Here is a 15240-nt window from a genome sequence, read left to right as displayed (position 1 = left end):
TAAGCGGATGACAGTATATTTTATTACCCATTAAAAACTTCCCCTTATAGTCTGCGCTCCAAACTTCATTGCACTTCTTGGGATCGAAAATTGGATACACAGGCTTGACTCTTCTGCTTCGCTTTTGAGGTTTAACTAGACCATTTTTAGAAAGAATGTTGTGGACCGTGACCACACTTGGGATAAGTTCCTCTGGATACTGTTTAAACAACAATATGCGGATTTTCTTGGCACCCCAGAGCAGGTGTTTGTTCTTTAATTTTAAAATTGAATCCGCTACTTTTTGATCGGTTCTGTTGGGGTGATTAATCGGAGCTCTTTCTTGCTCAATTAAGCCCGATAGTCCCATTTTTTCATACCGAGAAATCAATTTGTATGCGGTAGGCCGTGATATATTAAATGACCTACAAAGTTCTGTGATGGTGTAATTTTGAGTTAACCATTCGTGAATAAATTCTACCTTTTGTTCCATTTTAGTTTTTGCTTTCCAGACCATGATAAATTACTTTTTCAAGCAATTTATGAATCTTAAAAGTGTAAACTATGTCCCTTTAACTTTGTAAAGGATGTCCCTTTACCGTACCCAAATGTGCTACAACGTTTAGTATAACCGCAGTTACGGGATTAAATTTAATGTTTTTCGGATAAGCACCGACGGTAGCAATTACGCGTGGATTCGGACGCAGTCGAATCCGCCGTAATTGCGGTTATACATTGTTGTGGGTAGTTTTTAAATCTCTTCAATCCGATTTTTCAAATCTAATTTCACATTAAATTTGTCAAACATATCATTCTCAATCCGAGTAATATATTCTTTAGTTCCTTTTTTAAAAACAATACAATTCCACCATCGAATTTCACTTTCCAATTCAGTTGGGATGAACGTTTGAGATTTCAACTTTTCGTCTATTGATTCCAAAATTTTTATAAATATTTGATGTTCATCAAAACCTTTCAGAGTTCCATTGTTTTCTAGCTCAAACAATATATCTCTTCGAAAGTCAAGATCAAAATCTTCGGTGTCTTCGTCGCCAAATATTTCAGTTTCTGCGATTTCATTCCAGTTTGTTAGCAAATTATGTGGAATAAATCGAGCCTCTTGATAAGCAATATTTGCGTTTTTACAGATTTTATTCATTACGGAGATATATTCCGCATCCTTAATTTCCTTTCCAAAAGTCTTTTTTAAATCTATATCCGGAGAATAAAATTCCATTTTCTATTAGCGTATTTTTTAAATTACCCACAACATGTAAATAAATACAATTGTTGTGTTTATTTCCATAATATATGCAATCCAAATATACCAAAAAATAAACCTCTTTTCGCTCTTCGCTAATTCCCGCATCCCTAAATTAAACCATTGCAAAACACGCCCCATTTAATTACCTTCCAATCTTCAAAAAACTATATTTATGAACAAGCTTTTTCTCTCGGCACTTTGTTTGGCTACGGCGGTGGCTTTCTCGCAACAACCCGCAACTTCTGCTGCTGCAATTACAACCGGCATTACACAAAAATCCCAACTTGCAGAAACGTCTTCAGTAAAAAAGGTACCCTTCAAAAGTATTGGACCTACTATTATGAGCGGTCGTGTGGTAGATTTTGCGGTAAATCCAAACAATCCTATAGAATTTTATGTGGGCTATGCCAGCGGCGGACTTTGGTATACCAATAATAACGGCACTTCCTTTTCACCGGTGATGGATAGCAGTCCAACCCAAAACGTTGGTTGCGTTGCTGTAGATTGGAAAAATGGTACTATTTGGGTAGGTACGGGTGAAGTAAATGCTTCTCGTTCTTCTTACGCAGGAATTGGTTTGCTGAAAAGCGATGATAAAGGTAAAACTTGGCAGAATATGGGGCTGACGGAAAGCCATCATATTAGCAGTATACTAATAAATCCTTCCAATCCAAATGAGGTGGTTGTTGGAGCAGTGGGTCATTTGTATTCAACGAATGAAGAACGTGGCGTTTTTAAAACTACTGATGGCGGTAAGAATTGGGAGAAAACTCTTTTTATAAATGATCAATCTGGTATAATTGAAATTTCAACAAACCCGAAAAATTTCAATACTATGTATGCCACCGCTTGGGATAAAGACCGAAAAGCCTGGAATTTTGATGGCAGTGGCGAGGGCAGCGGTGTTTATAAAAGTACCGATGCGGGCAGTTCGTGGTCGAAAGTTTCTACCGAAAATAGCGGTTTGCCAGTTGGCAAAGGAATGGGCCGAATGGGCACTGCGGTGGTAGATGACAATACCGTTTATTTGATTGTTGATAATCAATTTCACAGAGAAAAAGAGGCTAAAAAAGAAGAGACAGATATTCTTACAAAAGACGATTTCAAGAATATGGACACGGCAGCTTTTCTTGCATTGGATGATAAAAAGCTAAACCAGTTCCTTAAAATGAATGGTTTTCAAGAAAAATATCGCTCCGAAAACGTAAAACAAATGGTGCGCGTGGGTACTGTAAAACCCGAAGATTTGGCAAAATATCTTGAAGATGCTAACAGCGCACTTTTTGATACTCCTGTTATTGGTGCTGAGGTTTACAAAAGTACCGACGACGGAAAAACTTGGAAGAAAACTCACGAAGGTTTCATAGACGATTTGTATTATAGCTACGGATATTATTTCGGAAAAATTCACGTTGACCCCAGCGATGCTAACAAAATATATATTTACGGCGTGCCAATTTTAAAATCTGCCGATGGCGGAAAAACTTTCAAAAGCATAGATGCCGATAACGTGCACGCAGACCACCACGCACTGTGGATAAACCCTAAAATGTCTGGCCATTTAATTGACGGTAACGACGGCGGCGTAAACATAAGTTATGACGATGGTAAAACGTGGATAAAAAATAACGCTCCGGCTGTTGGTCAATTCTATTCGGTGAATGTGGATAATGAAAAAAATTATAACGTTTATGGCGGATTGCAGGACAATGGTGTTTGGGTTGGTCCGCATGATTATGAAGCAAATCCTGGCTGGCTTCAAAATGGTAAGTATCCGTACGAATTTCTTTTTGGGGGCGACGGGATGCAAGTAGAGATTGACAATAGAAACAGCAAAATAGTTTACACTGGGTTTCAATTTGGAAATTATTTCAGATTAAATAGAAATGGCGGCGATCCTGTTTACATCCAACCGAAACATGAATTGGGCGATAGCCCCTACCGTTTTAATTGGCAAACGCCCATTTTGTTGAGTAAGCATAATCAGGATATTCTCTATTTAGGTGGAAATAAATTAATGCGAAGCATGAACCAAGGCGATGATTGGACGGCAATTTCTGAAGATTTAACGAATGGCGGAAAACCCGGGAATGTTGCTTATGGTACTTTAACCAGCATTAGCGAATCTCCTTTTCAATTTGGACTTCTTTATACGGGTAGCGACGATGGATTGGTGCATGTTTCAAAAGATGGTGGCGGTAATTGGACAAATATTTCGAATACATTTCCGAAAGATTTGTGGGTGAGTCGCGTAATAGCTTCTTCACATAAAAAAGAACGTGTATTTGTAACCTTAAACGGGTATCGCTGGGATGATTTTAAACCCTATGTTTATGTAAGCGATAATTATGGTGCTACTTGGAAAGACATAAGCAGCAACCTACCAACTTCTTCAGTAAACGTAATAAAAGAAGATCCTGTGAATGAAGATTTGTTGTATTTGGGAACAGATAATGGCGCTTATATTTCCTTTAATCGCGGCGAAAGTTGGGATGTTTTTTCGAAAGAATTGCCCAATGTTGCGGTACACGATTTGGTTATTCAACCAGAAGCTAAGCACTTGGTTTTAGGGACTCACGGAAGATCCATTTATGTGGCAGATATTGCTTTGTTGCAAAAACTGAATATAAATACAATGAGCGAAATGGTTCTTGCCGAAATAGATTCTTTGAATTTTAGTCCACGTTGGGGCAGTAAATGGAGCACTTGGGGTGAAGTTTATGAGCCAAAAACCAATCTTCAGTTTTACAGTCCGCAATCTGGAAAAACAACTATTACAATTAAAACCGAAGATGGTAAAGAATTGCAACAACTTTCAACGGAAACCACAAAGGGAGTAAATGTGTTGGAGTATGATTTTTCTGTTTCCGAAAAAGGAAAAAGGGTGTTAGAAAAAGCGGAAATAAAAGTCAGAAAAGCTGAAAACGGAAAATATTATTTGCCGAAAGGGAAATATAAAGTCGAAATTTCTAATTTGGGAACAGTTTTTACCGCACTTATTATTGAATAAGCAATATTTACAGTGTCTGGAAAGCCGCTGAATTCTTCACTGGGCCATAGCGTATATGAGATTCTGTCTTATCCCTAAGAGTACTGTTAAAATTATGTTGAAATAGTAATTTTATTTCGTCCGAATATTTGGGAGATAACAATTATTGACTATTTTCGATACACTAATTTAAAAACAATTTAATGATGAAAAAACTACTTATTTTAGCAGTGGCGTTTGCTTTTGGAGCTAATGTTTCAAGTTACGCTCAAAATGCAGAATCGGCTCCCGTTGTTGGTGCCGGCACTCAAACAACTCCTGGTACGAACGCAATGTTCGATCCACTTTTCAACTACAATCTTTTCACAGAGATTGGGGCTAATGGAAATGCTGGTGTTGCATTTATAAATAACGAATTCTGGGTTTCAGCTTGGGCTTCAAATCAACTAAATTTATTAGCTAGTGATGGTACCTACATTACATCCTTTTCTATACCAGGAGTTTCAGGTGCTCGCTCTATTACTTGGGATGGAACAAATGCCTATATAGGTACTGCATCAACTCAAATTTTTCAAGTTGATCCAATAAGCAAAACGGTTGTTAGCACTATCACAATTTCTCCTTCAACTGGTGCAACAGCGCGTATGGTTGCTTTTGATCCTACGTTAGATGGTGGAAATGGTGGTTTTTGGACTGGAAACTTCTCTTCTGATATCGCTTCTTTTGATATGAGCGGAGCCGAACTTTCTGTTATTCCATTTGCAAATCACGGTGGAGCAATCTATGGTGGAGCTGTTGATTTAGTTTCTGCTGGAGGACCTTACCTTTGGATCGCAGATCAAAGTGCTGCTGGTGGTGCAACATTAATTCGTCAGTTATCTCTTCCTGATGGAGTAGCAACTGGTGTTGTTTATGACTATAACACAAGTGGTCAGCAACCAGGAGGTAATACATCTATTGCAGGTGGATTATTCATTTCAGATGATGTTGTTTCGGGAAAAACTACCGTTATAGGTATCGGTCAAGGAACTCCAGAAGATCAATTATTTGGATTTGAGCTAGCTGAAACTGCAGGCGTAAACGATAATCTTTCTTCAAACTTTAATATCTATCCAAACCCAGTTAGTGGCAATATTGTAAATATTCAGACAGGGATTGTAGGTGAAAAACAAGTTGCTGTTTTTGATGTTCTTGGGAAACAAGTTCTTAGAGCTACTATTTCTGGTAGTGAATTAAACGTTTCTGCTCTAAAAGCAGGTGTTTATATGGTAAGCGTAACTCAAAACAACATGAATGTTACCAAAAAATTAATCGTTCAGTAAGTAACTTTTAATATTGATAGAAGGCCGACTGTTTCAAACAGTTGGCCTTTTTTTTTGCATTATAATATTTAAACCCATTCTAAATAGATTTTAAACAATTAAGAATGTTTGGCAACAAGCGGTTTGAAGTGTATTTTTGTGCAACTATTCTCGAAATAAAACCATAATGGCAATATTATCTTCATCAATTGCGCGTAAAGTTGCTATGGCACTTTCCGGCTTATTTCTTGTGCTGTTTTTGGCACAACATTTTACCATCAACATCACTGCGGTTATCGATCCCGATACCTTCAACAGTTTGTCCCATTTTATGGGGCATAATTTTGTGGTGCAATTTATAGCCCAACCTATTTTAATTATTGGGGTTATTTTTCACTTTGTAATGGGGTTGGTACTTGAAATAAGAAACCGCAACTCAAGACAAATTAGTTACAAATCGTTTAAAGGAAACAAAAACTCTACTTGGGCTTCGCGAAATATGATTATTAGCGGTGCCGTAATTTTGGCGTTCTTAGGACTTCACTTTTACGATTTCTGGTTCCCGGAAATAATGCACAAATATATAGAAGGCAATCCGCAAGACGCCACTCGTTATTACCCAGAGTTGCTTCATAAATTTGAAAGCCCAGTGCGCACAGGTTTATACTGTTTCGCCTTTGTGCTTTTAATGCTTCACCTTTGGCACGGCTTTTCTTCGTCTTTCCAAAGTATGGGTTGGAATAACAAATATTCAAAAGGTTTGAGAGGGTTCACGCAGTTTTACGCAATATTTATTCCGCTAGGATTTATATTTATTGCGCTTTACCTTCACTTTAATCAATAAACACCACGAAACGCAACGCTATGTCAACATTAGATTCAAAAATCCCAAAAGGACCCTTAGCAGATAAGTGGACAAATTATAAAAACGATATTAACCTCGTTAACCCTGCCAATAAACGTAACATAGACATAATTATGGTAGGAACGGGTCTTGCTGGTGGAAGCGCCGCTGCAACCCTTGCCGAATTAGGTTATAACGTAAAAACATTTTGCTATCAAGATTCTCCGCGTCGTGCACACTCTATTGCTGCACAAGGAGGTATCAACGCAGCCAAAAACTATCAAGGTGATGGCGATTCAAACTACAGATTATTTTATGACACCGTAAAAGGTGGCGACTACCGTTCCCGCGAAGGAAACGTGTACCGTCTTGCTGAAGTGTCAGCAAATATTATTGACCAATGCGTAGCACAAGGTGTTCCCTTTGCTCGTGAATATGGTGGGTATTTAGACAACCGCTCTTTTGGGGGCGTTTTGGTTTCACGTACTTTTTATGCGAAAGGACAAACTGGCCAACAATTATTATTAGGAGCTTACTCTGCAATGAACCGCCAAATAAACCGCGGAAAAATTACTCCATACAACCGTCACGAAATGCTAGATTTAGTAATCGTTGATGGAAAAGCGAGAGGAATCATTGCCCGTAACTTGGTTACAGGTGAAATAGAAAGACATTCCGCACACGCTGTGGTTATTGCTTCAGGAGGTTACGGAAATGCTTTCTTCCTTTCTACAAATGCTATGGGAAGCAACGTTACAGCTTCTTGGAAAATACATAAAAGAGGGGCATACTTTGCAAACCCTTGTTATACACAGATTCACCCAACATGTATTCCGGTTTCAGGAGATCATCAAAGTAAACTAACGTTGATGTCTGAATCTTTAAGAAATGACGGTAGAATCTGGGTTCCGAAGAATATTGAAGATGCTAAGGCAATCCGTGAAGGAAAGAAAAAACCAAAAGACCTTTCTGAGGCAGATAGAGATTATTACCTAGAAAGAAGATATCCATCCTTCGGAAACTTAGTGCCACGAGATGTTGCATCGCGTGCCGCAAAAGAAAGGTGCGATGCTGGTTATGGTGTAAATAAAACTGGACAGGCTGTTTACCTAGATTTTGCTTCGGCAATTGAGCGCTACGGAAATGAACAGGCTGTTATGAATGGTATTCATAACCCATCCAAAGAAGAAGTTACAAAACTTGGCAAAGAGGTTATCGAAAACAAATATGGAAATCTCTTCCAGATGTACCAGAAAATCGTAGATGAAAATCCATACGAAACTCCAATGATGATTTACCCTGCGGTACATTACACTATGGGTGGCGTTTGGGTAGATTACAACTTACAATCTACAATTCCTGGGTGCTACGTTACTGGAGAAGCTAACTTCAGCGATCACGGTGCTAACCGTTTGGGAGCTTCAGCGCTTATGCAAGGTTTGGCAGATGGTTATTTTGTACTTCCTTATACTATTGGCGATTATTTAGCGCACGATATTAAAACCGGAAAAATACCAACAGATTCTAAAGAATTTGACGAAGCCGAGAACAAGGTTCGTGAGCTTTTGGAAAAATTGATAAATAATAAAGGAACACATTCGGTAGATCATTTCCATAAAAAACTTGGCCACATTATGTGGAACAAATGTGGAATGGCTCGTAATGCGGAAGATTTGAAATCGGCAATGACCGATATTAAAGCATTGCGCGAAGAATTTTGGAGAGATGTAAAGATTCCGGGCGATATGAACGAAATGAATGCGGAACTTGAAAAAGCTACTCGTGTTGCAGATTTCTTAGAATTAGGTGAATTATTCGCGAAAGACGCATTACATAGAAACGAATCTTGTGGTGGTCACTTCCGTGAAGAATATCAAACTGAAGAAGGAGAAGCATTACGTGACGACGAAAACTTTATGTACGTTGCCGCTTGGGAATATACTGGAGAACCAGGAAATTCTGTGCTTCACAAAGAAGAATTGGAGTACGAGAATATTGAAGTTAAATCGAGATCATATAAATAGACTTTGAAATGCCCATTAACAATTTTCTAATAAAACGAAGATGAATACTTTGGGCATTCCATCTTCCGCTTTATCAAATATATTATAAAGATGAAACTTACACTTAAAATTTGGCGTCAAAAAAACGCAACTACAAAGGGAGAATTAAAGACCTATCCCATTGATGGAATAGAAGGTGACATGTCTTTTTTAGAGATGCTCGACGTTCTTAACGAAGGCCTTATAAACAAAGGCGAAGAGCCAGTTGTTTTTGATCACGATTGCCGTGAGGGAATTTGTGGAAGTTGCTCATTGCAAATCAATGGAGAGCCGCACGGACCTGATAGATTAGTAACAACTTGCCAATTGCATATGCGTATGTTCAAGGATGGCGATACTATTGTAATTGAACCTTTCCGCGCAAAAGCATTTCCAGTAATAAAGGATTTGGTGGTAGACAGAAGTTCTTTTGATAGAATTCAGCAGGCTGGTGGTTTTATTTCAGTAAATACTTCTGGGAATACGATTGATGCCAATACGATACCTGTAAATAAACAAGACGCTGACGATTCATTTAACGCAGCTACTTGTATTGGTTGTGGCGCTTGTGTAGCGGCTTGTAAAAATGCTAGTGCAATGTTGTTTACTGCAGCAAAAGTTAGTCAGTTTGCCTTGCTTCCACAGGGAAAAATTGAAGCAACAGAGCGCGTTTTAAATATGGTAGCCCAAATGGATAAAGAAGGTTTTGGAAACTGTAGCAATACTGGCGCTTGTGAAATTGAATGTCCAAAAGGAATTTCACTTGAAAATATTGCAAGAATGAACCGTGAATATTTATTCGCGAGTGCAAAAGGATAAATACATAAGAAATCATTTATACTAAAAAAATCCTAAGTGTAATGCTTAGGATTTTTTTATTGGCTTATAGGAAGGTTTTAACGCGTTAAAGCAGATACTTCCACCTTACTCAAATTGTGAAGTAAGACCTTCAAAAACTTGTCTATATCGTACGGTTTTATAATAATATCATTCATTCCTGAAGCCACAATTTTATTTCTCATTTCTTCAATTTCAATAGCGGTAAGGGCAACAATTGGGGTAAACTTATCAAATAGTCGTATTCCTTTAGTGGTTTCAATTCCGTCTTTACCGGGCATATTTATGTCCATCAAAACTAGGTCAAAGTTTCCTTTTTTAACTTTAGCGATAGCTACATCTCCATTTTCGGCTATCTCGCAAATCATGCCGTGAGTTTCAACTATTCTTTTAGTAACTATTTGATTGATACGATTATCATCAACCACAAGTATTTTTTTGCCGGTTAAATCATTAGTATCATCCAAACTTTTCACCTCTCGTAATTGTTCTAAAACCCGAAAGCCTAAAGTAAAACTAAAAGTCGATCCCTTTCCGACTTCACTTTTCAGTTTAATGCTCGATTTTGAAGCTTCGAGTAGTTTTTTAACAATAGTCAGCCCCAGTCCAGTTCCTTGGATTTTATTCTGGTCGGAATTAACTTGTTGAAATTCTTCAAAAATGGCTCTTTGCTTTTCCTTTGGAATACCAATACCATTATCTTTTATACTAAAATGTATGGTAATTTCATTTTCAGAAACTGATTCTTCTTGAGCCGAAATATAAATATCGCCATTGGTTGTGAATTTTATGGCGTTACCCACTAAATTCATCAGAACTTGGGAAAGTCGTACGCGATCTCCATAAATAGTGGGCGGAATATTTTTTGAAATCTCTACGTGCAATTTATTTTTATTCTGCACCAGTGCGTATTGGAAAGAAGAAACAATAGATTGAACCAGATCTTTTAGGTTAAACGGCGCTTTCATTTCATCGAGTGTGTTAGACTCAAGTTTGCTTATTTGAAGCACATCGTTTATAAGTGCCAAAAGGTAATCTGCCGAAAATTTCAAATTCTTTAAATCTTCTTGATGATCTTTGAGCGATTCGTCTTCTAAAAGTACTGCACTTAAACCAATAACTCCGTAGAGCGGCGTTCGCAATTCGTGGCTAACAGTTGAAAAGAATTTGCTTTTTGCCAAAGCTAGTTTTTCCGATTTTTGTTTCGCTTTTAAGTACTGTTGGTTTTTTTCCTTTAGCGTAAGTGTTAGTCTTTTTCTTCCTTTGTGCGAAATGTATAGAATAATTAAAAACAGACCCATCACTATGGCGGTTCCTATAAAGAAGTATAGCAGAATATTGTTGAGTAATGCTTTTTCTGAAACTAATTTCTTTTCTTTCTCAGCTTGGTGTGCTTGCTTTTTATATTCGTTTACACTAAACTGGGCGGCAGCATTCTGGACAGCCATCAGTTTTTCCTTTTCAAACTGAATTTCGGTAAGACTATCAAATTTTTTACGCACTAAAAAAGCATCTTGGTAACTCCCAATATCATATAAGGCGATGCTGTATTCTTTGTATACTTCAATTAAATAGTCGTCTATATATTTTTGTTCCTGCGCAAATTCAATGGCTTCTTTAAAATTTACAATTGCTTCTTTAGGTTTGTTTAACGTCAGGTTTATTTTACCGTGCAGTAAATTCATTTCGGTTGTTAACTCATTATAGTTTACAGCGGCAAGCCCTAGTTTTGCTTTGGTAAAGTATCGTTGAGCTTTAATTTTGTTGCCTTTATTAAGATAAGATTCTGAAAGGTTGTAATACACTAAAGATGCCTCTATTGTGTCATTGTTTTTTAGTGAAATAGTAAGTGCTTTTTCAAAAAAGGGAAGGGCAGAATCGTATTTTTTTTCGGTTAAATAGATAGCTCCTGCAAAATTATAAGCACGGGCAATCTTTAAGTCGTCCTTAGATTTTTGCGCAAATTTTAAGTAATCCTGCGCATAAGAGTGAGCGTTCTTAAAATCTTTTAGATAGATAAAGGAAGCGCCTATTAGATATCTAGATTTATATGCGGCCTCCACATCGCCAATTTTTTCGGCTAACTTTATGTTATCAATAGATACAAGAATTACAGAATCATATTTTCCTTCAGAAAGCATATATTCTGTGCGATCTTGCATGCTTTTCAGCGAATCTTTGAGAATAGCATATTCACTCTTGTTTTGGTTTACAATAGTATATTGACTATTCTGTGCAAACCCAACGCAGGAAATAAATAATATAAAAAAGCGCAAATAACTCAAAATATGAAAGTGTTCAGAACAGGTTTTTAGAAAGTACTAAAATAGCACATTATAATGGAATTCAAAGATTAAACTAATCGGCTTCAATGGAAAAGTTATTGATACTTATTTATGAAAATAGTTATGTATTAGATAAAACTTTATCTTTAAATTCTAAAGAAAACACAATGAAATATTTTCTATTATTCTTCGGGATTTTTTCAATTTTTCCGTCCGTAGCACAGCAAATAAAGCCCAACGATCCGTTGGCACATACTTATTCAATAGTGGCGCGCGATGCAAATACAGGTGAAATGGCGGTTGCTGTCCAGAGCCATTGGTTTAGTGTAGGCACTGGAGTTTCTTGGGGCGAGGCTGGAGTTGGCGTTGTTGCAACACAATCATTTACCAATAAATCGTTCGGCATTCGTGGTTTGGAATTACTAAAACAAGGAAAATCACCAGAGGAAGCACTATCTATTTTGTTGAGTGATGATGAAGGTAGAGATTTCAGGCAAGTTGCAATATTAGATAATCAAGGAAGAGTGGCAACACATACGGGCCAAAGTTGTATAGATTTTGCGGGGCACACTAATGGTGAAAATTTTTCTGTACAAGCAAATATGATGCTTAACGATAAAGTTGTGCCGGCAATGGAAAAAGCTTGGAAGGAACACCACCAAATGCCTTTAGCCGAAAGAATGGTTGCCGTTTTGCAAGCAGCACAAAATGCGGGAGGCGATATTCGCGGCAAACAATCTGCAGCTCTATTGATAGTTGCTCCGGAAGCTACTAACGAGCCTTGGAATGATAGATTGTTAGATTTACGCGTGGATGATTCAGATAATCCAATAAAGGAGATTGATAGGCTTTTAAAAGTGTTTCGCGCTTATGAACATATGAATCAAGGCGATTTATATGTTGAAAAGAATGAAATGAAGGAAGCAATGGAGCAGTACAATGCAGCAATGAAAATGTTTCCCGAAAACTTAGAAATGCAATATTGGACGGCTATAACATTAGCAAACGATAAACAAATAGAGCGTGCTGCAGAAATGCTTCAGATGATATATAAGAAGGATGCAAACTGGAGAGAATTAACGCGAAGATTACCAAAAGTGGGCTTGCTAAATGTTTCAAAAGAAAATTTGAAACTGTTGCTCAGATAATATTTAACATCTGCCTTCGAATAAAAATAAGGTAGTTACGTTTTGTAATAAACTATGTTATTATTTATGCGAAAGCTATTTGTTATTATACTCTTCTTTTGTGGCGGACTTACTGGTATTGCACAAATAGGTGCGGTAATAGGAAAGAATAGCGATTACAAAAGGCATACAACATCTAAAAAAGCCAAGGCTGCATTTTCTACTGAAAGGCTTGCTTTTGCTATTACGAAAGATGCGAGGAGTGACGAAGATAAAGTGTCGGCAATTTACAAATGGATTACTGCAAATATTTCCTATGATAATGAATTGCGCTTAAGTGCTAAGCTTCAAAAAGAATTTTATACTTCTGAAGAAAATGTAATGCGGAAAGTTTTGGAGCGGAAAATGGCACTTTGCGGTGGTTTCGCATTTCTTTTTAAAAGTCTTTGCGAAGATGTTGGGGTTTCTGCAGCCGTGATTCACGGATTTACAAAAAACTATTCAGGGAAGATACAACAGGATAAAAAACCAAACCACACGTGGAATGCGGTAAAGCTGAATGGTAAATGGCAATTGCTAGATATTACTTGGGCCATAAGTTATGGCAGTAAAAACAACCCTGATGATTTTTGGTATTTAACCAAGCCTTCCAATTATATACTCTCTCACTATCCTGAGGAGCGTAAATGGACTTTATTAGAAATGCCTATTTCCTATTCAGATTTTCAGCATAATACTGTAAAATGAAAAAAACCTTCACAGCAATGTGAAGGTTTTTCGGTTTTATCAAACAAGATTGATACTATGCTTCTGCGTTTGGAACGATAGAAACGTAGCTTCTGTTGTCTTTCTTTTTGGTGAATTTCACTAGCCCATCTACTTGTGCGTGTAGGGTATGATCTTTACCACCATATACGTTCTCACCTGGGTGATGTGTATATCCTCTTTGTCTTACAATGATATTTCCAGCAATAGCAGCCTGACCTCCGAAAATCTTAACGCCTAAACGTTTTGATTCTGATTCGCGACCGTTTTTGGAACTACCAACTCCTTTTTTGTGAGCCATGGTTTATACTTTTTAATTAATGTTTTCTGTTTATTTGTTTTTCAACAATTCCTTAGCCTGCTTCACCCATTCGTCAGATTCAATCTTTTCGCGGGTAATACCGTCAATAGCTGAAAGCTCTTCACGGTCTGCAGCCTTAAGTTTACTAATTTGCTCGAAAGTATAAATACCAAGTTCGTTCAATTTTTCTTCGTAAACTGGACCAATTCCGTTGATCAATTTCAGATCGTCAGCGTCAGCTTTAAGCGCAGTACCAATACTGTGAAGTACCTTGTCGATGTTTATTTCAACTTGGGATTCTTCAGCACGGTGCTCAGCACGTGATACTAAGTTTTCGCTAACTTCAATTTCTTTTTTTGAAGTAACAGTTTTCTTGGCTGGTGCTTTAGTTTCGGCTTTTGCTTTTGGAGCAGCAGCTTTAGTTTCTTTTTTAGGTTCAGCCTTCTTAGCTTCTTCCTTTTTAGCAGGTGTAGCTCCTGAAGCTACAATGCTTTCGATTACAATTTCAGAAAGTGCCTGACGGTGTCCGTTTTTTACACGGTATCCTTTACGGCGTTTCTTTTTGAAAACTATAACCTTGTCACCTTTAAGGTGCTTTACGACTTTTGCTCCTATTTGAGCGCCGTTTATAGCCGGGGCGCCAATGGTAATATTGTCTCCGTCACCAATAAGAAGTACATTGTCAAAAGACACTGTTTTACCTTCTTCTACTGGCAAACGATTAACAAAAACCTTTTGGTCTTTCGCAACTTTTACTTGCTGCCCTGCTATCTCTACAATTGCGTACATAGCGAATCGTTTATAAAATTAGTTAAACTTAAATTTCCCTAACGTTTGCGGTGGCTTTAGCCGCCGAAGCAAACAAGGTTTGCGTAGGGGGCTGCAAATATAATTTTAAAAAAGGAAACGACAAAGTGTTTTTATTTAATCTTTTCAGAACCAATTGCCCAACTCTTAAAACAATGCTGTTTTTTTAGGATTACAACGATTTTATTTCATGATGTTTCTGTTCCCATCTTGCGTATTCCAAGAACTTTTAAGAAGTTGCATAAAAGCGAGCGTCAAGACCAAAGTTGTAGCGAACCCCATAATTAAAAGTGAAATAAGTAACATGAGTGTGCCTGCATCATATTCTAGATTCCACCTTTCCATAATAGCATTAGAGAATTCTGCGTCTATTTGATACATATAAACCGCCATAAAAATGGTGAAGATTATCGAGGCTATTCCTCCTGTTACTAAACCAACTTGAAATCCTTTTTCGTATTTGAAATTACTTTTCCCAGTGGCGTATTTTTTCATTGCCATATAAATTCCCAATCCGTAAATTAATCCGTTTACCGAACTCAATACAGGATATTGGTGTAGTCCTACTAATTTTAAAAGAAGAAAATATGCAATTAATGCTATTGCAATCCAAATACCGTAACGCGAATATACTTTGAACATAGTTGTTGATTTTACAGTCAAAAGTTACGAAAACTTGCCGAATCATTCAATATGCTT

At 37.4% G+C, this 15240-nt stretch carries 13 protein-coding genes; 7 read left to right on the top strand and 6 right to left on the bottom strand.

Annotated elements, in window-relative coordinates:
• Positions 1-496 (bottom strand): helix-turn-helix domain-containing protein (locus tag AC3RVG_RS15440; protein WP_489692376.1); only part of this gene is annotated, 496 nt, incomplete at its 3' end.
• Positions 497-730: 234 nt separating this feature from the next.
• A complete protein-coding gene (locus AC3RVG_RS15435) occupies positions 731-1216 on the bottom strand; it encodes a hypothetical protein (protein WP_489692375.1) in 486 nt (161 codons plus the stop codon).
• A gap of 199 nt (positions 1217-1415) precedes the next feature.
• On the opposite strand from AC3RVG_RS15435, the gene AC3RVG_RS15430 reads away from it, so the two are divergent.
• The 5 genes from AC3RVG_RS15430 to AC3RVG_RS15410 all read left to right on the top strand — a co-directional run bounded on the left by AC3RVG_RS15430 (position 1416) and on the right by AC3RVG_RS15410 (position 9238).
• Complete coding sequence (locus tag AC3RVG_RS15430) at positions 1416-4253, top strand: WD40/YVTN/BNR-like repeat-containing protein (protein ID WP_489692374.1); 2838 nt, start codon at positions 1416-1418, stop codon at positions 4251-4253.
• 182 nt (positions 4254-4435) lie between these two features.
• Complete coding sequence (locus AC3RVG_RS15425) at positions 4436-5554, top strand: T9SS type A sorting domain-containing protein (protein WP_489692373.1); 1119 nt, start codon at positions 4436-4438, stop codon at positions 5552-5554.
• Between the two features lie 166 nt (positions 5555-5720).
• Positions 5721-6377, top strand: coding sequence for a succinate dehydrogenase cytochrome b subunit (locus AC3RVG_RS15420; protein ID WP_489692372.1), 657 nt, complete (start codon positions 5721-5723; stop codon positions 6375-6377).
• A 20-nt stretch (positions 6378-6397) separates the two neighbouring features.
• Positions 6398-8401 (top strand): fumarate reductase/succinate dehydrogenase flavoprotein subunit, encoded by a 2004-nt coding sequence (locus AC3RVG_RS15415; protein ID WP_489692371.1) that lies wholly within the window; start codon positions 6398-6400, stop codon positions 8399-8401.
• 90 nt (positions 8402-8491) lie between these two features.
• Positions 8492-9238 (top strand): succinate dehydrogenase/fumarate reductase iron-sulfur subunit, encoded by a 747-nt coding sequence (locus AC3RVG_RS15410; protein ID WP_489692370.1) that lies wholly within the window; start codon positions 8492-8494, stop codon positions 9236-9238.
• Between the two features lie 77 nt (positions 9239-9315).
• On the opposite strand, the gene AC3RVG_RS15405 is transcribed toward AC3RVG_RS15410, so the two are convergent.
• Positions 9316-11418: an ATP-binding protein gene (locus AC3RVG_RS15405; RefSeq protein WP_489692369.1), complete on the bottom strand. Its 2103-nt coding sequence runs from the start codon at positions 11416-11418 to the stop codon at positions 9316-9318.
• Positions 11419-11627: 209 nt separating this feature from the next.
• Between AC3RVG_RS15405 and AC3RVG_RS15400 the strand changes: the two genes are divergently transcribed.
• Positions 11628-12689 (top strand): DUF1028 domain-containing protein, encoded by a 1062-nt coding sequence (locus AC3RVG_RS15400; RefSeq protein WP_489692368.1) that lies wholly within the window; start codon positions 11628-11630, stop codon positions 12687-12689.
• A gap of 66 nt (positions 12690-12755) precedes the next feature.
• Complete coding sequence (locus tag AC3RVG_RS15395; protein ID WP_489692367.1) at positions 12756-13415, top strand: transglutaminase domain-containing protein; 660 nt, start codon at positions 12756-12758, stop codon at positions 13413-13415.
• 55 nt (positions 13416-13470) lie between these two features.
• Here the strand turns inward: AC3RVG_RS15395 and rpmA are convergent, their stop codons facing one another.
• The 3 genes from rpmA to AC3RVG_RS15380 form a co-directional block, all read right to left on the bottom strand.
• On the bottom strand, positions 13471-13734 hold the full coding sequence (rpmA, locus tag AC3RVG_RS15390) for a 50S ribosomal protein L27 (RefSeq protein WP_026451119.1): 264 nt from the start codon (positions 13732-13734) through the stop codon (positions 13471-13473).
• Positions 13735-13764: 30 nt separating this feature from the next.
• Positions 13765-14523 carry a 50S ribosomal protein L21 gene (rplU, locus tag AC3RVG_RS15385; protein ID WP_489692366.1) on the bottom strand — a complete coding sequence of 253 codons (759 nt, stop codon included), beginning with the start codon at positions 14521-14523 and terminating at the stop codon, positions 13765-13767.
• 201 nt (positions 14524-14724) lie between these two features.
• Positions 14725-15183, bottom strand: a complete 459-nt coding sequence (locus AC3RVG_RS15380; RefSeq protein ID WP_489692365.1) for a DUF4199 domain-containing protein — start codon at positions 15181-15183, stop codon at positions 14725-14727.
• Positions 15184-15240 lie beyond the last annotated feature (57 nt).

This window comes from Aequorivita sp. IT1282 (genome assembly GCF_058068205.1).
The sequence above is the reverse complement of the archived record's forward strand: the minus strand, read 5'-3'. Positions and strand labels throughout refer to the sequence as shown.